The sequence below is a fragment of the Parabacteroides sp. AF48-14 genome (genome assembly GCF_003477465.1).
GTDB lineage: Bacteria > Bacteroidota > Bacteroidia > Bacteroidales > Tannerellaceae > Parabacteroides > Parabacteroides acidifaciens.
In genome coordinates, this window is the sequence record NZ_QUDI01000025.1 from 63,271 (window position 1) to 82,738 (window position 19,468).

Annotated in this window: 17 protein-coding genes and 1 pseudogene; 7 read left to right on the forward strand and 11 right to left on the reverse strand. The window is 48.1% G+C overall.

The window, feature by feature from the left end; genetic code table 11:
• Positions 1–43: 43 nt before the first annotated feature.
• The 6 genes from DW083_RS13035 to DW083_RS13060 form a co-directional block, all read right to left on the reverse strand.
• Positions 44–730, reverse strand: coding sequence for a queuosine precursor transporter (locus DW083_RS13035; protein WP_115497747.1), 687 nt, complete (start codon positions 728–730; stop codon positions 44–46).
• A gap of 111 nt (positions 731–841) precedes the next feature.
• Positions 842–1,492, reverse strand: coding sequence for a DUF2490 domain-containing protein (locus tag DW083_RS13040; protein ID WP_122332658.1), 651 nt, complete (start codon positions 1,490–1,492; stop codon positions 842–844).
• Positions 1,493–1,558: 66 nt separating this feature from the next.
• On the reverse strand, positions 1,559–2,308 hold the full coding sequence (locus tag DW083_RS13045; protein ID WP_122332659.1) for a LytTR family DNA-binding domain-containing protein: 750 nt from the start codon (positions 2,306–2,308) through the stop codon (positions 1,559–1,561).
• Positions 2,305–3,435, reverse strand: coding sequence for a sensor histidine kinase (locus DW083_RS13050; protein ID WP_122332660.1), 1,131 nt, complete (start codon positions 3,433–3,435; stop codon positions 2,305–2,307). The genes DW083_RS13045 and DW083_RS13050 overlap by 4 nt, the downstream gene beginning before the upstream one ends.
• 178 nt (positions 3,436–3,613) lie before the next feature.
• The gene (locus DW083_RS13055) at positions 3,614–5,155 is read right to left on the reverse strand and encodes a ClC family H(+)/Cl(-) exchange transporter (RefSeq protein WP_122332661.1); all 1,542 of its coding nucleotides are present in this window, start codon (positions 5,153–5,155) and stop codon (positions 3,614–3,616) included.
• A gap of 32 nt (positions 5,156–5,187) precedes the next feature.
• Positions 5,188–6,048, reverse strand: a complete 861-nt coding sequence (locus DW083_RS13060; protein ID WP_122332662.1) for a hypothetical protein — start codon at positions 6,046–6,048, stop codon at positions 5,188–5,190.
• 92 nt (positions 6,049–6,140) lie between these two features.
• Here DW083_RS13060 and DW083_RS13065 point away from each other — a divergent pair, with 92 nt between their 5' ends.
• Positions 6,141–7,055: a ThuA domain-containing protein gene (locus DW083_RS13065; protein WP_115497741.1), complete on the forward strand. Its 915-nt coding sequence runs from the start codon at positions 6,141–6,143 to the stop codon at positions 7,053–7,055.
• 82 nt (positions 7,056–7,137) lie between these two features.
• Here the strand turns inward: DW083_RS13065 and cysK are convergent, their stop codons facing one another.
• The 4 genes and pseudogenes from cysK to DW083_RS13085 all read right to left on the reverse strand — a co-directional run bounded on the left by cysK (position 7,138) and on the right by DW083_RS13085 (position 12,386).
• Positions 7,138–8,088, reverse strand: coding sequence for a cysteine synthase A (cysK, locus tag DW083_RS13070; protein ID WP_122332663.1), 951 nt, complete (start codon positions 8,086–8,088; stop codon positions 7,138–7,140).
• Positions 8,089–8,114: 26 nt separating this feature from the next.
• Positions 8,115–9,171 (reverse strand): annotated as a pseudogene (locus tag DW083_RS13075) (isochorismate synthase).
• The gene (locus DW083_RS13080; RefSeq protein WP_122332664.1) at positions 9,168–10,400 is read right to left on the reverse strand and encodes a Cof-type HAD-IIB family hydrolase; all 1,233 of its coding nucleotides are present in this window, start codon (positions 10,398–10,400) and stop codon (positions 9,168–9,170) included. Before DW083_RS13080 ends, DW083_RS13075 begins: the two are co-directional and overlap by 4 nt.
• A gap of 72 nt (positions 10,401–10,472) precedes the next feature.
• Positions 10,473–12,386 (reverse strand): AAA domain-containing protein, encoded by a 1,914-nt coding sequence (locus DW083_RS13085; RefSeq protein WP_122332665.1) that lies wholly within the window; start codon positions 12,384–12,386, stop codon positions 10,473–10,475.
• 135 nt (positions 12,387–12,521) lie between these two features.
• Here DW083_RS13085 and DW083_RS13090 point away from each other — a divergent pair, with 135 nt between their 5' ends.
• From DW083_RS13090 to DW083_RS13115, 6 genes are all read left to right on the forward strand, one after another.
• Positions 12,522–13,184, forward strand: coding sequence for a glycine zipper family protein (locus DW083_RS13090; protein WP_115497736.1), 663 nt, complete (start codon positions 12,522–12,524; stop codon positions 13,182–13,184).
• A gap of 39 nt (positions 13,185–13,223) precedes the next feature.
• Entirely contained in the window at positions 13,224–14,516 is a 1,293-nt protein-coding gene (locus tag DW083_RS13095) for a serine dehydratase subunit alpha family protein (RefSeq protein WP_122332666.1), read from the forward strand.
• A gap of 11 nt (positions 14,517–14,527) precedes the next feature.
• Positions 14,528–15,583, forward strand: a complete 1,056-nt coding sequence (locus DW083_RS13100) for a winged helix DNA-binding domain-containing protein (RefSeq protein ID WP_122332667.1) — start codon at positions 14,528–14,530, stop codon at positions 15,581–15,583.
• Between the two features lie 340 nt (positions 15,584–15,923).
• Positions 15,924–17,135: a hypothetical protein gene (locus tag DW083_RS13105; protein WP_122332668.1), complete on the forward strand. Its 1,212-nt coding sequence runs from the start codon at positions 15,924–15,926 to the stop codon at positions 17,133–17,135.
• Positions 17,136–17,250: 115 nt separating this feature from the next.
• Positions 17,251–17,544, forward strand: a complete 294-nt coding sequence (locus DW083_RS13110) for a type II toxin-antitoxin system HigB family toxin (protein ID WP_122332669.1) — start codon at positions 17,251–17,253, stop codon at positions 17,542–17,544.
• Between the two features lie 10 nt (positions 17,545–17,554).
• Positions 17,555–17,920, forward strand: a complete 366-nt coding sequence (locus DW083_RS13115) for a type II toxin-antitoxin system HigA family antitoxin (protein ID WP_122332670.1) — start codon at positions 17,555–17,557, stop codon at positions 17,918–17,920.
• Between the two features lie 60 nt (positions 17,921–17,980).
• Here DW083_RS13115 and DW083_RS13120 read toward each other — a convergent pair whose 3' ends face one another.
• The gene (locus DW083_RS13120; RefSeq protein WP_122332671.1) at positions 17,981–18,907 is read right to left on the reverse strand and encodes a magnesium transporter CorA family protein; all 927 of its coding nucleotides are present in this window, start codon (positions 18,905–18,907) and stop codon (positions 17,981–17,983) included.
• Between the last annotated feature and the right edge of the window lie 561 nt (positions 18,908–19,468).

Genomic DNA, 19,468 nt, shown 5'->3' on the forward strand with positions numbered 1-19,468 from the left:
CCGCGCTACTAAAAGCAGAAGGTGAAGCCTCTCTTTAACGTTTTTATATATCCTTTACCCTCAATATATTGTATGATGTCCCCACATCGTACACATCATTCCCGTCTACCTTCTTGATGTATTTCACTACACGGATGGTGACGGGAAGGATTATTACTTCATAGAGCGATTTCAGGACTGCCTGCGTCCCGATCATAATAAACAATTCACCTGCAGGAATTAGTCCGGCAAAAGCAATCGGGAAAAAGATCAATGAGTCGGCACTCTCACCGACAAGCGTAGAGGCGATGGCACGCAACGAGAAATTCTTTCCGGCGGAAGCAATTTTCATTTTGCTCATCACATAAGCATTCAGGAACGAACCGACCAAAAAGGCTATCAGGCTGGCAATAGCGATACGCGGCGCCATGCCGAATACAAAGTTAAACCCTTCTTCGCCTTCCCAAAACGGGGCTGCCGGCAACATGACGGCCAGTTGTGCAAACCCGATTACCAGGAAGTTGGAGGCGAATCCGCTCCATATAATCAGACGCGCTTTTTTGAATCCCCACACTTCGGCAATACAGTCGTTGATGATATAGGAAATCGGGAATACGATCAGTCCGGCGGTAGCGGTGATCCCGAATACCTGGACTACTTTGGTTTCTAACAGGTTGGAAGCTACCAGGCAGATGTTGAACAGGATGCCCAACAGCATGAACGGTACGGTTACAGTAGATGTCTTCTGCATAATTCTTGTTTTTAACGAGGTTTATCAAGCACTCGGTGAATAAATAATAAGAAAAAGGATTGCTTTTTCAGGCGGCAAAGATAGTAATTTATTTCCTGATTGATCGCAATATTAGAACCTGTGTGAATAGGTCAGCCCGATCGCGTGGCGGTAGTTGACCGGATCATATACGTTAAATGTATGGTAACGGTAGTACAGCTGCAAATTGTTTTTGGGGTTCATCCGGTAGTCGCAACCTGTAGAGTAACGAATTTTGTCGGCGCGCATCTTTCCTTTATAACCCGTATTATTAAATGGCTCGATATAGACAAACGGCTCGAATCCTGAAGAGGCGATGCGATAGGAAAGTGTGAGCATACTGCGCAGGTAGTTGGTCGGATGCAGGCATCCCTTTTTATAAGTGCTTTGGAAGCGTTCCCGAAGGGCGATCTTGAATGCCCCGAACCGGTGTGAGCCGGATGCATACAGGTAATAACGGTTGCGTACCTCTTCCGAAGCCTTATACCGCACCAGCGACATATAACCTGCACCCGCCCGCAGGTTCGGCAGGATACGGTAATTAATTTCCCCTGTGGAGAGAAACCAGCCGGCTTCCCGGAAATCATCACGGGGACGGACATCTTCTTCCAGCAGGAATGAAAACCGTTTGTATATTTTCCCGGATAAGCTGACCTTAAAAGCGACACCGGCGCCCTCTATGGCAAAAAGCGGGGGAAACAGGAACAGGAGCAGAAGGGTGAAACAGCAAATAAATACTTTCATGGCAGCATATGGCGTTTGTTATTCTGACAAAAGTATAAAATAATGGAGTCAATGCCTATAGTTGCCTTATAATTTCCCTAAATAATGTTTTTCCAGGTATTCGTTGAACTTATCCTTGTATTGATTGCCGATGGGGATGTAAGTATCCTTGCCGTATATGATGCGGTTGTTCGCTACGGCCGTTATTTTTTCGAGGTTGACGATATAGGAACGGTGGACGCGCATAAACTGGCTTGCCGGAAGCCGCTCTTCCAGTTTCTTCATGCTCAGCAACGTCATGATCGGTTTTTGTTCTTCCAGGAAGATACGGATGTATTCGTTCTGGCTTTCCATATAGATAATCTTATTCATGTCCAGCCGGATCATTTTATAGTCAGCTTTGATAAACAGATTGAGGCTTTCTTTTTCAGCCGGTGTTTCCTGAGCGGAGGGCGTGGAAGGAAGCTGTACTTTCGACTGAAGCTCGTACTGGTGCAACGCTTTGTTGGCAGCCGTAAGAAATTCGTTGTAACCGAATGGTTTCAGCAGATAGTCGAGGGCATTCACCCGGAATCCTTCTATGGCATACTCCGTATAAGCGGTTGTAAAGATAACGATAGGCCGGTTCACTAACGACTTGACAAAGTCGACCCCGTTCAGGTCGGGCATGTTGATGTCGGCAAAGATCAGGTCGACAGGTTCCCGTGCCAACAGGTCGAGTGCTTCAAGCGCACTGTTGCAGGCCTTGACCAGTTCCAGGAAAGGAACTTTCTGTATATATCCTGTCAGCTGTATGAGTGCCAGGGGCTCGTCGTCAATAGTTATGCATCGTATCATAATTGTATGGGGATTATCAGAAGTACGCGATATTGATTGTCTTTATTCTCTATGTGCAATGTGTAATTCGTATTATAAAGCAGATGGAGACGTTTGCGGGTGTTTTCCAATCCGAAGCCTGCCTCCTGTGCCTTTTGCGTATCGAAGTTACTGTTTACGAACAGGCAATGCAACTCCAGCTCTTTTATCTCCATCGAGAGGTGGATAAAAGAGGCTTTCTGGTAGCTGATGCCATGCTTGAAAGCATTTTCCAAAAACGAGATGAAGAGCAGCGGCGGGATTTGTGCATCCGGGATCTGTTCGGGCAGGGAGACACGGATATCGACCTGTTTCGTGTATCTGATCTTCATCAACTCGATGTAATTCGAGAGGAAATGAATCTCTTTCTCGAGTGGGACGGAAGGAAGGGATGCCTCGTATAGGACATATCGCATGATCTTCGATAATTCCAAAACGGTCTGCTGGGCCTTTTCCTTGTCTATATCGATCAGTGCATGAATATTGTTCAGCGTATTCATGAAGAAATGCGGGTTGATCTGGTGTTTCAGATAAGCCAGTTCCGTCTCCGAGGTCTGTTTTTCCAAATCCTTCATCCGATGGTCGTCACGGATGGACTTGAAGAGGAACTTAATTGCCACGTTCAGTCCTATAATCAACAGGATTGTCGGAATATGGAAATGGAAAAGTAGAGGAAACCAGAATCCCCGCATCGGGCGGTCTTCCGGCCTGAACTGGGGAGCCAGCATGGATGGAGCCGGAGGACGCTGTCCCGATATCATTTGTTCCGGTTGCCGGTTTTCCCAGGGAGGACGATTGGGCATATCCCGGTTAGGCCTGTTATAGACACAGACGGTCACAGTCAATGCGATCGCACAAAGGGTGAACAGCAAATATAGCCATGATTTCTTACGGATCAGCAGGAACGGGAGCAGGATGTAGTTGTTAACCAGGAATAATATCAGGAGCGGGCAGACCATTTTCCATGCATAAATAGTCGCTTTCCAGTCAATTCCGGATGAGTTTTCTGTCGCATTAAAATCCCATATAGGCGCGACCAGCACCACTACCCAAATAATCAGGTAGATGAGATTTTCCAATAGCCGGAGCCTGCGTTCCTGTCTTTCCATATCTGTCAGAATTTATACGGGTAACCGGTATCTCTGTCCGTATCCTGCAAAGGTACGTAAAAACACACCGGGCACTATAAGCCGTTCGCTAATATTTTGCCGGAAACGAATGTAGGGGCTTATTGCGAGAAGAGAAAAACAAATCAATGAACGGGGACTTTTTGCCTGTAGAAAGCCTTTAGTGGATATTAGCCATACTCACTAACGGCTCATACAGCTTCTCTATATCCTGGGCATCCAGTTCGATCGTGAGCTGGTCGCCGGGGAGAATGGTTTGCCCGGCGGGAGAGATGTCTTTATGGTCGCGGTGGATATTTTGGATTACACAATGGTTGGGCAGTTCGAGTGTGTTAACGTCTTTCCCGTCGAAGTAAGCGCCTGCCATGATTTCGATATTCAGGATCAGTCGTTTCTGTTCACGGAAGACCGGCTTATTGATCATCTCTTCGTAGAACATGACGTTGAACGGCTTTATCTCCAGCAGTTCCGTGAAATAATAGGTGAGGCCTCCGACCACGATGGAAGGATAGAACACCTCGAAATGTGCAGTTATCTCCGTGATAAGTATGATTGCCGTGATAGGTGTACGGACGACGGCGATTAGGAATGCAGCCATTCCGATCAGCATGACATAGCTTACATTCTCCATCCCGATCACGCCATGCTGCACCAACACGAGGGCGAACAGTTTGCCGATCAGTCCGCCTGTCACCAGTGTCGGAATGAAACTTCCTCCCGGCAGTCCCGAAGAGAAGGAAAAAACGGTAAACACCATATGAAGGAGCATCATGCCTGCAATCCAGTAAATATTGTTGTTGCCCCCTTCCGCCTGTTGCATCAGAAACTGTTCGCCTCCGCCCGTCAGGTCGGTTATTGTCAGCGAGATGACGTAAGCCATGACCAGAAGGGCCAACAGTTTGATATATTCCGGTTGCCGGATAGCCGGATACATACGTTTGGCATAGAGCATCAGGAGGGAATAGAACTTACCGAAAACCGATACGATAACCGCAAAGAGTAGATACAGCTTTATATGTAGCCCTAACGCAAGATCAGGGACAATGGCTTGTATCTCGTGATACGGGTTGATCGGGAAGATAGTGCTCGCAATCGTTCCGGCGACGACACCTGCCAGAATCGTTGTAATGGCTGTTTTGGGTGCATCGAAACGTTCGATCGACTCGATAACCAAGGTGGCTGCCGCAAGAGGAGCTGCGAAAGCGGCAGCTAACCCGGCACCTGCGCCTGCCGCAAGAAGCTGTTTGCGTTCTCCGCTTAGGATATGTCCCCATTTGCTAACCAGATCTCCGATGTAGGAACCCATCTGTACGGAAGGGCCTTCACGGCCCATCGACAATCCGCTGCTGAGTGTCAGGACGCCGCCTGTAAATTTGGCCAGCAATTGCCGGAGGGAATGCTTATATTCGATCCGTCCGTTGATGGCCCCGCGTGTTTGGGAAATACCTCCGCCCGATATGTACGGCCATCGCCTGACCAGCCAGGCGACAAAGCAAAGTATTCCCCACAAGGCAAGGAACAGGGCGACGTGATAATACCAGGGAGGGGAAGAGCGGAAGAACTCTTTCCGCATATCAAAGAATAGTTGCAGCAAATAGTGATAGGGCACTGCCACCAGTCCGGTCAGCAGCCCCACGATCAGGCTCACGAAATAGAGCCTGGCGTCTACCAGTTTCAGCTTTACTATCCGATTAACCTTCATTCCCCTTTAAACAAGGGAGCGTTCCGGTTGGTTTAGAAGCAGCGGATATATCCTAACGAATAGGTTTCATAGAGGTTGTCTTTCATCCCGTGTGTGTAGCGGAAAGAGATAATGTTCTTCTTGATCTCATATCTCAGGTTGTTTCGCCAATGGATGGGGCGGTCGCCATTGTTTTCATATCCGTAGAAACCTGCCAGGTTGGTTGCGAGCGTAAATCCCCGGTACTTGCCTGTGAAACCGACTCCGTATGAGATTGCATCGTTCTGCCGGTGTACCATGTCGTTCGTCATCCAGCAGTAGAAGCCAGCCAATGCCTGCATACGGATCGACGCCTTTCCGTCTGTGCTTTTCCAGAGGTTTCGTCCGACGTTTACATCGAACCAATAAGAGGCGGCATCCGTAAAGCGGGCATCGCACAAACGTCCGCCACTGGCTGTCTTGATATTGGCGCTGACAACAGCATCCACCCATTTCTCACTACTCAGGACTTGAAAGAAGGAACTGATGACGATATCGCCATTATATTTGATTGGGCTTTCCGTCTCTACGGCAAAACGTTCGTCGCGTGTCTCCGGCGTCATCTTATATTTTTCTTTAAAGCACCAGTTAACTTCTATTCCGGCACGTCCCCGGAAGAACGGCAACAGGGCGCGTCCTATTATATCCGAGGTCTTATCGCCTGTATAATAATGATATTCGCCCCGCACTTCCACTTCATAGCGCTGGCTGACCTGTCCGTCCCTCATTTCCGGAATCGGGAATGCATTCGGACCGAAATAACGAGGGGAGTAAATAAGCAGTTTTGTTTTGTCGCGCCAATCATCGGCATGACAATCAAGTGCTGAAAATAGAATTACAAGTGCAATCAGTAGTGTTTGAGATAGATATTTCATATAGAGGGTTCTTTTCTTTCGGCAACAAAAGTACATATTTCATATTGATTTACTACATTTGTCTCATACAAATCTTTAAACCATAAAATACCATGAGACATTTACACTTAGGAAAGCTCTTATTAGTAGTCTTTTCCCTTCTGTTAGCCTGTACGGTTTCAGCGCGTAAACCGATTAAAACATTATTAATCACCGGACAAAACAACCATAACTGGCAAGTGAGCCATGTCGTGTTAAAGCAGATATTGGAGAACTCCGGCCGTTTTGACGTCGACTTTGCAGTCTCTCCCGGGCAGGGAAAAGATATGTCCGGTTTTGTGCTCGATTTCACCCCTTACCAGTTAGTCGTGTTGGATTATAACGGCGATTCGTGGCCGGAAGAAACAAACCGACGCTTTCTGGAGTTTGTGCAGAACGGCGGAGGCGTCGTGATTTACCATGCCGCCGATAATGCTTTCTCCAAATGGCCGGAATTTAATAAGATTTGCGCTCTGGGCGGTTGGGAAGGCCGTAATGAGAATGCAGGTCCTTATGTCTATTGGCAGGATGGCAAATTGATTAAGGACAGTTCGGCAGGCGTAGGCGGTTCGCACGGGCGTCAGCATGAATATGTATTGAACGGCCGTAACAAAGTACATCCGATCGTAAAAGGCCTGCCCGTGAAATGGCGTCATGCCCAGGACGAACTCTACGACCGCATGCGTGGCCCCGGCAATATCCAGGATATTCTATACACCGCTTATTCGGAGAAAGAAACGAATGGCTCCGGACGCGAAGAACCGCTGGTCTTTACGGTCGATTACGGTAACGCCCGTATTTTCCACACGATGCTCGGCCATGCCGGTCCGACGCCGGAAGACAACATCGCCATGCAGTGCACCGGTTTCCAGGTCCTTTTGCTTCGCGGTGCCGAATGGGCTGCCACCGGCAAGGTGACACAGAAAGTCCCGAAAGACTTCCCGACGGAGACAAGTTGCTCTCTTCGTAAGAACTACAAAGAGAATTGATAATGGACAATGGACAATTGACAATTAAAGAAACGATCATCAAAGTTATTCAAATTGTCAATTGTCAATTGTCCATTGTCAATTAAAGAAGCGGATATTCTTCGAACGCATATAAGACCGTCGAAAGATATCTTTCTCCCGTATCGGGCAGTAATGCGACAATCGTTTTTCCTTCATTTTCCGGCAACCGGGCCAGTTGGAGAGCAACATATACAGCAGCGCCGGATGAGATGCCAACCAGCAGACCTTCTTTTTGTGCCAGTTCGCGGGATGTACGGATCGCATCGTCTCCTTCTACTTGTATGATCTCATCGACAACCGTACCGTCATAAGCTTTGGGGATAAAGCCGGCGCCGATTCCCTGAATCTTATGCGGTCCCGGTTTGCCGCCGGAGAGGACAGGCGAGTCACTTGGCTCGACGGCAACGATCTTGATGTTCGGATTGTGGGCTTTCAGGCCTTTGCCGACACCGCTGACAGTTCCGCCCGTTCCGACACCGGCCACAAAGATATCGACCTGGCCGTCTGTGTCGCGCCAGATTTCCTGTGCAGTCGTTTTTACATGCTGTGCCGGGTTTGCCGGGTTCTCAAACTGCTGCAAGATGATGGAGCCCGGTGTGCTGTCGCGCAGAGCCTCCGCTTTCGCGATAGCACCTTTCATTCCTTCCGCTCCGGAAGTGAGAACGAGGTTTGCACCCAATGCCTTCAACAGGTTACGCCGCTCGAGACTCATGGTTTCGGGCATTGTCAGGATCAGCTTGTAACCTTTCGCCGCCGAGACGAAAGCCAGTCCGACACCCGTGTTTCCGCTGGTCGGCTCTATGATGGTAGCGCCTGGTTTCAGGAGCCCTTTTTCTTCTGCATCTTCTATCATGGCCAGCGCCACGCGGTCTTTCACGCTACCAGCCGGATTGAAATATTCCAGCTTGCCGATTACTTTTGCTTTCAGTCCTTTACTTGCGTTAAAGTTAGAGAACTCCAACAGCGGTGTGTTACCGACGAGGTCGGTCAGCTTTTTTGCTATGTGTGCCATATAAATTAAGAATTAAAAATTAAGAATTAAGAATCGAGCAACCGTTTCATGGTTTGCATTTTCGCTTCTGTTTCCAGCCATTCGCTTTCCGGCTCGGAAGAGGCGAGAATGCCGCCGCCTGCATACAAAACAAGCGTATCGGCAAGGATGTTCATGCAGCGTAGATTTACATACAGGTCGCTTCTGCCTTCGGGAGCCAGGAGGCCGATAAAACCGGAATAGTAGCTCCGGTCGTAGCCCTCATTCTCCCGGATGAAACGATATGCTTCTTCTTTTGGTAATCCGCAGACTGCCGGTGTGGGATGTAGTCGTTTCAACAGGTCGCCCAGCTTTCTATTGTCGGGCAGGGGAAAGCTGAAATCACTTTTCAGATGCGCCAACTCCCCGGCGCGAACCGGAGACGGTGCTGACTCTTCCGGCTTGATGCCTAATGCGTGTAGCTGTTTGCGGATGTAGAATGCCACGTATTCCTGTTCTTCTCTATTTTTGTCGTCCCATTCCGTCGGCAACTCTCCGTCTTGAAGCGGCTGTGTCCCGGCAAGGGCCACCGTGTGCCATTCGCCCTTTTCCCCGGAGAGGATGATTTCGGGCGTGCAGCCGAGCCAGGTTCCTGTTGCCGGCGTATGGCAAAGGTAGACATATGAATACCGATACCGCTTGATAGCCTCGTAGAACGTGGCGGCAGGCGAGAAGGAGAGCGGCTGTCCGTCCACGACCTGATGGCGCGACAGGACGAGTTTGTCGAATGCCTTCTTGCGGAGCGGTTCGATAAAGAGGTTGAAGCGATATGCGTAGTCTTCCTTGTCATTTCCCACTGTTGGCACGGTTGTGCCATGCCGATGGCACAACGGTTGTGTCGGGACGGATCAGGACAATCGGATGCTGTTCGCTGACATGGAACGGAGCGATGACGAAACCGCTTTGCCCGTCCAGTTCCTCGATGTTATAGAGAAGACGTGCAGAACCGGAGGTCTGCATGGCGAAACAGGGTGATTCTCCCGGTATCCGCCAGAGTGCAAAACTCCGGTTCTCGTTGATTAATGCGTCTATTATATGGCAAGTGCTGATTTCGTCGGGAGTCATTTCTTCTTTAATATACTGTTGACCACGCGGATGGATGATACCAGTTTGTCGGTTGATGTGAAGACATCCACATTCCATACGTGCGAGGAGCGACCTTTGTGAATGATGGTTCCGACGGCGCGGACCGTGTCTCCTTCGTGGGCGGACGACATATGGTTGCCGCTGACCTGCATGCCGACAACGATCTCGTCCGGCTTTGCCAGGATCATCGAACCCAGTCCGGCAACCGTTTCAGCCAGTGCAAGCGTTGCGCCGCCGTGCAGGATTCCGAAAGGTTGGCGGGTCCGTTCGTCCACGGGCATCGTTGCTTCCACACGGTCTTCCGATGCGTAGGTGTATTGGATGCCGAGGTTTCCCATCAGGGCATGCTTGGCGCGCATATTAAGCTGGTCGAGCGGAACTTCGGTCGGACGTATTTCTGCCAGGATTGCTTTTTCTACGGCAAAGGCAACACCGTCTTCTTCGTTGGTGAGCGTCGTTTTGTCCACACAGGCCTTCACCGAATCTTGTGCGTTGCCCATTGCGATACCGACACCGGCCAACTGCAACATCGTTACGTCGCAAACGCCGTCGCCCATGGCAATCACCTCTTCCGGGCGAATCTCCAATTTGGTCATCAGCACGCCTAACGTGTTTCCTTTGTCGATAAACTGGGGCACGACCTCAAGGAAATAGGGTTCCGAGCGGAAAGCTTCCAAAACTCCGTCCAGCCGTTTCTTCCAATGGTTTTCCAGTCCTACCAGCGCCTCTTCGTCATCGCTTGCCAGCATACATTTGCAGGGTGCGAAGTCGACGGCTTCGGCAAAGTTATCGACACCGATAATCTGCATCTTGTTCAGGTTTGCTTCCTGGATGACATACTTGTTGTCCGGCTTATCCGTCAGGATAAAGTCCTTGTGATAGGTGAAGATGGCAAAGTCGTTTTTCTTCGCTTTCTTCTCGAAATAGGGAATCCATTCCGGATCGATACGTTTCTCAAATAGAAGTTCGCCGGTCTGCGCGTTGATGATCTGACCGCCGTTGTAGGAAAGGATATAACCTCCGTAATGATTCAGTTCCAGCTTTTCAGCGATGGGCATGACGCCATTTGTCGGTCTTCCTGATGCCAATACGATATGTACGCCCATTTGCTGTACCTTCAACAGGGCAGCTTGGGTACGGGGACTGATCTCTTTGTTATTGTTGAGCAGCGTCCCGTCTACGTCGAGAACTAATAATTTATACTTCATGGCCTCTCTGTATTTTTTGTTAATGATACAAATATAGGGAAAATTTATTTCCCTTCCTTCCTGCCGGGCGAACTATTCTTCAGGTGTAAGCGTTATCACTTGCCCGTTCTGCCGGATATATTGGAAAAGCGCCTTATAGAAAGCATGCCGCGTCATCGTCGGTGCATCGCCTAAGATTATCAGTTTCATCCGGGCGCGGGTGATGGCTACGTTCATGCGGCGCAGGTCGCCGAGGAAGCCGATCTGTCCTTTGTCGTTGGCACGGACGAGGCTGATCATGATCACGTCGCGTTCCTGCCCCTGGAAACCGTCTACCGTGTGGACGGTGATCAGACGGCGGAAAGGTTTGAAGAAGGCATTGCGTTTGATCAGTCCCCGGATATAATGCACCTGGGATTTGTAAGGGGAAATCAATCCGAAGTCGATGCTCTCGTCCAGGACGCGCTCTTTTCCGATCTTCTCTATATAAGTCTGCAAGGTCGAGACCAGCAGGTTCGCTTCGTCTTTATTGATACGGCTCATGCTGTCGGCAAGCTGGTCTTCCGTGAAATGGCAGTCCGCCGTGTCGAGCCAGACGACAGGCGTATCGTATTCCAGGATGCCGCGATGTTTCACCTCCGGCGCCGACTGCAACTCGTCGTTATAGAACCAGTGGGAGGGGAAGCGCATGATGTCGTCGTGCATCCGGTATTGTGTTTTCAGCAGCGAGACAACTTCCGGTTTACTGTCCGTTACCTTTTGCATCAGCGTACAGTCCAGTCCGCCCCGTGCCGCCTCTATACATTTAATAGTAGGCGGGAGCTGGTGATGGTCGCCGGCCAGGATAACGCGGTCCGCCTTTCCGATGGCGATCCAACAGGCTGCTTCGAGTGCCTGTGCCGCTTCGTCGATAAACAGGGAGGTGAAGTTGCGGTTCATCAGCACCCGGTTGGCAGAGCCGACCAGTGTGCAGGCAACGACGCGCGCTTCGGCAAACAGTTCCGCATCGATTTTCACCTCTAACTCCGTTGCCCGGAAGCGGAGGCGGGAAAGACGGTTGCGTGCCGTCTCTTTCTCGCTGTGGCTTTTCTTCCTCAGGTTGGATTGTATCTCGCGGATCGCCTTGCGGATGCCCCACAGTTCGGCATAGTCGGGATGCGATTCGAAACGCCGTTCGTAGGTGAAGGAAAGCATCTTGTCGTTTACCCGCGTCGGATTGCCGATACGCAGGACGTTTATGCCGCGGTCCACTAACTTCTCCGCGATCCAGTCTACGGCCGTATTACTCTGTGCACAGACCATCACCTGGTTTTCACGATGCAAAGTCTCGTAGATCGCCTCTACCAAAGTCGTTGTCTTTCCGGTTCCGGGAGGGCCGTGTACGATCGAAACGTCTTTGGCCGCCAGCACATGGTTGACAGCCTCTTCCTGCGACCCGTTCAGCCAGGGAAAGCGGATCGGGAAAAGCGTGCGCCTGCCGGCAGGTGTCTTTCCTAATAACACATCGCGCAGGTAAGCCAGGCGGTTTCCTTTGGCACCGATAACGGCGGATAAGGCGCTGAACATCGTCTTATAGCTGGTCTCGTCGAAATAGAGCTGTACGCCGATCTCGCTTTTCCCCTGAATGTCGAACAGGGCGGAAGGCGAGGGCAATACTACAACCATGCGGTCGTCCTGCACGTAGCTGATAACTGCCGAGAAGTTCAGGTATTCCGGTTTCCCGTTTGCGCCCGTTGTGAAGAAACAAACCGGGCGTCCGTATTCGAAGTTGTGTTCTATCTCTTTGTCTTCCCGCCGTTCGATCTCGATGACGAGTTGGTTAAGTGAATTATAGTAACTCCTTCCCGGCAAGACGGGATACCAGCAAAGTCCCTGCTGGATGCGCCGGTGTATTCCGGTCCGCTCGGTCTGTTCCCTGTACATCTCCTTTTCATAGTCGAATTCTTTTTGCAGAAGATCCAACTGATGCTGCAAGTCTGCGGATGGAGTCTTATATTGAATTGTCATTATTCTCGTTTTAATCGGGCGCAAACTTACATAAAAAAATGCAATCGGATAGGGGTTTTCGCCCTTTCCGGTGTCATAAAGTCGAACAGATGATTATCTTTGTTCATGGAATAAGAAGGATTAAAATAGGAAAATATGAAAAATAAAGTACTGTCTATATCGTTGTCTTTGTTGATTCTGACGGGTTGTGGATCGATGAAGAACATGAGCCGGGAAGACCGGGTTGGCTTTGGTGCGCAGATAGGATCGTTTGTCGGCTGGCTTTTTGGCGGGGCTGTCGGATATGCTATTGACGACGAAGTAGGGGCTGACATCGGCTCTTTTGTCGGGACAGCTGTCGGAGGAATCGCCGGCGCTTCGATTGCCGCCAATGCAGGCGAAGTGAAGGTAGAGAAAAGAGAGCCCGGAAACTATACGCCTTCGTCGCATGTCCTTCTTCCCGATTTGCAGATAGAAGATATCTTCCTGGTGGAAGACAGCACCGCCCGTAACCAAAAGATCGATGCCGGGGAAACCTGCCATATCTCCTTAGTGATTGTCAACAACAGCTTTCAGGATGCTTTGGATGTCGAACCGGTAGTGAAAGTAAAGAAGGGGAAAAACATCAAACTGTCCGATCCGGTGCGGATAGCGAAGATCACGCGTGAAGACCGTATCACATACAACGTTACCGTACAGGCATCACCGAAGTTGCGTACCGGCGAAGCCGTCTTCAGTGTCCGCCTTCTGGAAGGACGCGGCAACGGCACGGATGAAGAAACTTTCACCGTCGAAACCGCAGGCAATAATGATAAATAACTATCTTTGCCGGATAATTAAGGAAAAAACTCTAAGTCCATGAACAAAACAACTCAAACACAAATCATCAAGCTTATACATCAGGAAGTAATCCCGGCTATCGGCTGTACGGAACCTGTTGCTGTCGCACTGGCTGCTGCCAAAGCTGCCGAAGTTTTAGGGTGCCGTCCGGAAAAGACGGAAGTATTCCTGAGTGCCAATATCCTGAAGAACGCAATGGGTGTCGGAATCCCCGGAACCGGAATGGTCGGGTTGCCGATCGCGATTGCTTTGGGTACGTTGATCGGCAAATCGGCCTATGGTCTTGAAGTCTTGCGCGACCTGACGCCGGAAGCGCTTACTGACGGTAAGCAGATGATTGAAGATAAATGTATTCATATTGCTTTAAAGGAGAATGTAGACAAGCTGTATATCGAAGTGCTCTGTTCTGCCGGAGACGAAACTTCCCGGGTGATTATCTGCCACGAGCATACGAATATCGTCTATGTGGAGAAGAACGGTTCGGTTCTGACCGACTTGCGGAAGGAAGGTGTCACCTGCGATGCTTCCGCCGAAGAAGACGAATTGAAACTCTCTTTCTCGACCGTCTATGAGTTTGCGATGGAGATGCCGCTCGACGAGATCCGTTTCATCCTGGAAACTGCAGACCTGAACCGGAAAGCAGCTGAAGCTTCGCTCAAAGGTAATTTCGGCCATACGGTGAGCAAGACTGTTTCCGGTGCCTACGGACGGAAATATATGGGCGATTCCGCCTATACGCATATGCTGGCTATGACCGCTGCAGCCTGCGATGCCCGCATGGACGGGGCGATGATCCCGGTAATGAGCAATTCCGGCAGCGGTAACCAGGGAATTGCAGCGACGCTTCCCGTTCTCTCTTTTGCCGAAGACATCGAATGTTCGGAAGAGCAGTTGATCCGCGCCCTGATGTTAAGCCACTTGATGGTCATTTATATCAAGCAAAGCTTAGGACGTCTGTCCGCCCTTTGCGGATGCGTGGTGGCGGCTACGGGAGCCAGTTGCGGGATTACCTATCTGATGGGAGGTAATAAGGTGCAGATTTCTTATGCTATCAAGAATATGATCGGTAACATTACCGGCATGATCTGCGACGGCGCAAAGCCCAGTTGCGCCATGAAGGTGTCCAGTGGTGTCTCTACCGCCATGCTGTCTGCGTTGATGGCGATGGAAAACAAAGTCGTCACTCCCGTTGAAGGCATTATCGACGAAGATGTAGACAAATCGATCATCAATCTGACCTCTATCGGTTCCAAAGGGATGGAAGCGACCGATAAGTTGGTGTTGGACATTATGACCGGCAAATCCTGCTAATAGAAAGAAATATGCTGACCGATATCCGCCTGTTAAGCCATCAATTGGCAAAACCAAAGTTCAAAACTCCTGAAGAGGTGGTTGCCTGGATGGGCGCTATCCAGGCTCAGGAGTACACAATGGCGAAATGGGCGGTCGGTTGCCGTTTGAAGTCTGCCACGTTGCAGGCTGTAGACGATGCACTTGCCAAAGGCGAAATCTTGCGCACCCATATCTTGCGTCCGACCTGGCATTTTGTTGCTGCCGGGGATATCCGTTGGATGCTGCAATTGTCCGGTGGGCGGATAAAGACGGCTTTTGAGTCGTATGCCAGAAGCAATAAAATTGAAATCCCTGAAAGTCTTTATATCCAGAGCAATAATCTTTTGGAAAAGCTGTTGGCTGGCAATAAGAGCTTAACCAAGCAAGAGCTGGGAGAGGAGTTTGCACGATCCGGACTTGAGGCCGGCAATTACCCCATGCATCTTTTCTTGATCCGTGCAGAAGTGGATGGACTTGTTTGCAGCGGTGTCGACAAAGGGAAAAAGCCTACTTATGCCCTCTTGGATGAACGGGTGCCGCCGGTAAAGGAGCTGCACCGGGAAGAGGCGCTTGCCCGTCTGGCTACCCTCTATTTCCAAAGCCATTCCCCTGCTACGTTAGCCGATTTTATCTGGTGGTCCGGCCTGACAACGACCGACGCCCGCCATGCGGTCGGCCTGATCGAATGCGTTTTGTTTACGGAACGGTATGATTCGGAAATTTTCTACCTGCATACTTCCTGTGACCTGAAAGCCCGTTGCCGGCAAGTGCTCCACCTGCTGCCATCCTACGACGAATATCTGATCAGCTACAAAGACCGGACAACCGTCCTGCTCCGGGAGCATCATCCCAAGGCGTTCAATACTTTCGGCATTTTTTATCCGGTTATCCTCCATAATGGCCGCATCATCGGCAACTGGAAAAAGGCTGTAAAGAAAAAAGCTCTGGCGCCTGAAGTCTCTTTCTTCAATGATGTTCCCGATATTCCGGAAGAGTTGCTGAAAAAAGCGGTTGACCGCTATTGTTATTTCTACGCTAAAGGATAAGCATTCCCCATAGAGTGTGGAATTTTTACACACATTCCACAATTTACTCCACACTTTTCTTATTTCCTCAGTTTCCTTTAATTATGTTTTATCGTATTGTATTTCAATCTGTTGATGTATATATGGAATCTCCTTGCCTGCTTCCGGCACACTCTTTGTTTTATTATTATCAGAATTAGATATTATCCTTCCCGAGATATTGTTTTCTGATTAGATATTTGATTAGAAAAAGCTTATCGATTAAATCCGCTTCGCCTGTGAAGGTAAAGCGGATTTTTTATTGAAAAACAAGGGGTTGCTACCGTTTTTTTACTACATTTACAGAATAAATAAATCTAATATGAAATTCAAGAAATTAATAATGGCTATCATATCTGTGCTTGTGGCAGGCATGGGGTTTATATCTTGTAACAGAGGCTATAGGCCGGAGATCGTGAATAACCCGTTAGAAGAAGAAGTCTATTATATTATCGGGCAAATAAAAGAGGAAAATAGCCCTGTTGAAGGTGTAGTGGTGAGTTCTTCCGGCACCCAGGTTGAAACCTCACACGAGGGATGGTATCAATTGCCTGTAAACCAAAAGGGAAAATGTACCGTTTCGTATATGAAAGAAGGGTATATTCCGATTACTACAACAGTCTCGATACCGGAAGAAATGCAAACCAGAAGCAGTGTGGCACTTCCCTTGCAGATGGCAAAAAAGAATCCTGTTATTACGATTGATCCGTCCAGGGATACGGTTATTGTTTATCCGGGGGCGGATAAACTGACTTCCATTATATTCCCCGCCGGTATATCCGATCAACCGATAGATGTTTCTGCAACAGAGTTTATCAACGGTCCTATGGTAGATATCGAGCATGCTGGTTTGGTTACCTTTGATCTGGAAGTGTCCGGGCCGGAGAAAACGCTCCCGGTAGAAATAATAAACCAGGCGAACCCTCTGTTGCACGTCGGACAGCTTGTGCATTGCGTAGAAGTGGACGGGCAATGGAAAGAGATGGCGGGAACGATTGGAACTTTTAACTGGCTGCGTAATATTCATGAGGCGACTATACAGTCCTCTTATGCGATACATTCGATAGGGCCTAAATTAGAGGTGGACACTATTCTAACATCTTTCGAAAGTGCGGGAGAGGTGGTCATCGATAACTTGGGTAGTTTGTTTGCCAAAGAGGTCGAGATCATGTCAAAACAAAAAATGGGCTGGGAGATTACGTCTGATATGGATTCCTATTATTCTACTTATCCGGGGCTGATAGACAGTGATTGCGAATATACAACTAAATCCTTATACAAAGTTTTAGCCTCTGTCAACGGCTCTTTAGCGGGGATTAGCGAAACAGATGTCCCATTGGGTATCGCAAAGGTCAGTGGAGATACGAAAATGACCATTAAATTTTTTACCCGCGTGGACGATGTATCGCTTCAGTATATTTTAATGTTTCAAGGTATTTGGGTTACCAGACAAATAAAATACAAAAGATATAGCGGCATGAACATCGAAATTGATTACCAATACGGTTCGAGCCATATTGGTAATCAAAAGTAGATTGATCTTAGAACCATTTGATCTGCTATTTTACTATGATGATTGTAAATAATGGAATATTATTTTGAAAAGTAGAATTGCGTTCTTATCTTTGTGTCTATAAAAGTGAGTAACAATGAGAATATTTACGGAACAAGCGATAAAAGAATATTCTGAAGAACATCCTGATTCAAAGGTCGCTTTACAAGAATGGGCTACAATAGTCAAAAAGAGTGATTGGGTATGCTTTGCAGATGTGAAGAAGACTTTTAATAGTGTGGATAATGTTGGTAATCAGCATTATGTCTTCAATATCAAAGGTAATAACTATCGTTTGGTTGTTGTGATAAAATTTACCATTAAGTTTGTTTATATCCGTTTCATTGGTACTCATAAAGAATATGATAAAATAGATTGTTCGAGGATTTAAAATTGGACTTATGACAAAGATCGAAAATCGAGCTCAGTATGAATGGGCGGTAAAAAGAGTAGAGGAGCTTCTTCCGTTGGTCGATGACAAAACTCCTCTGAATGATCCGAATAGTATCGAGTTGGAACTTTTATCAAACCTTGTTGCTGATTATTCGGATGAGCATTTTGCAATGGGAGAACCGACTCTTGTGGATGTTTTGAAACTTCGTATGTATGAAATGGGACTAACCCAGAAAGCGTTGTCTACTTTGATAGGAGTCAGCCCTTCCCGACTTAGTGATTATGTTTCCGGTAAGTGTGAACCGACTTTGAAAGTTGCCAGGGAGATAAGCCGGAAACTGAATATTGATGCTAATATTGTGTTGGGAGTGTAATTGTTGGAATTGATTACCAATACAGCCTAAACCATATTGGTAATCAAAAATAGATTGTTCTTAGAACCATTTGATCTTTCTGAAAATAAGGAACGACAACGCAGACAATGCGATCGATACCAGGACGATCAGGGCAAAGGCGTGGGGCATACCTTCACCATAAACCGGGACGTTCATCCCGTAGAAACTGGCGATAAGAGTGGGAACCATCAGGATGATAGAGATCGAGGTCATGCGCTTCATAATGGTGTTCACATTGTTGGAAATGATGGAGGCGAAAGCATCCATTGTACCGGTCAGGATATCACTGTAGATATTGACTGTCAGGTGCGCCTGTTTCAACTCGGTTTCCACATCCTCCAATAGCTCGTTATCCATATAGATCGGCTCCTGGAAAATACTTTGCAGTTTGGTAAGCATCACTTCATTGCCACGAATGGAAGTGTTGAAATAAACCATACTTTTTTCCAGTTTCATCAGCCGAAGCAAGTCTTCATTCCGGATACTTTTTTCCAGGGCTTTCTCAGCATGTGCCACCTCATTATTGATCTGTTTCAGATACTTCAGGAACCAGACGGCAGACGAGTGGATAAGTCGCAGGATCAAATCATATTTATGGCGTACCACCACTTCCTTACGACGTGTATAGCGAATGAAATCGGGGATCAGTTCCGTCTTGTAATAGCAGACAGAAACGATCACTTCGTTGTTAGTCATGATTCCCAAAGGAATAGTCGTAAAAGGGATGCCGTGCTCCTGGCTTTGTACCGGGATACGGATAATCGTCAGTAACCAGTTACCTTCGTATTCGATACGCGGGCGTTCGTCCGTATCGGCCACATCACTTAAAAAAGATTCGGGAACATTGAATTCGTTTGTCAGGTAATGGATATCTTCCGGTGTGGGACATTCTACATTAATCCAGCTGTTTGGAAGCCATTGGTCTTTTTCCACAAAACCGGCTTCACAATAAAGAAATGATCTCATTATTGCCTCCTTTCGTTGTTTTACAACGCGCAGAGGCAATGCTACAACCTCTCCGACGTTACTTGTTACTTACTGTTTTTGTTTCTCGCGGAATACTGTCGTCCATAATTTATAATTACTTTTTACGGCTGCAAAGATAGAAAAAATCGGCAATACTGAACCTTATTGCTAATAAAAAGATTACAATAACCCCCTATTTCAGCCGTTTTTCTATTTCGTCCGAAATCTTGATCGATTTTGGATTGACTCTTTTCACGGTTTTAACCTCTCCGGCTGACAACAGAGAAAATGAGCTGCCGAACCCATTCCAAAAAGTATGCAATTTGTTTGTCGAAAACCGGAAACAGCGACAAAGTGATAAAGCTTAACTCCCGGAGAATCGAATATTTAAAAATAAAACGGACGGCGTCCCAAATATCGCAAGGAAATTCAGGTGCTTTTTTGCCCTAAAGACGGTCCTCTTTTCAATTACGACCGTGCAAATCGCCATTACGACCGTCCTAATCTTCGTGAGGTGCCGAGTGCACTACCTATTAGCACGGTCGCAATGGAAATTAGGAC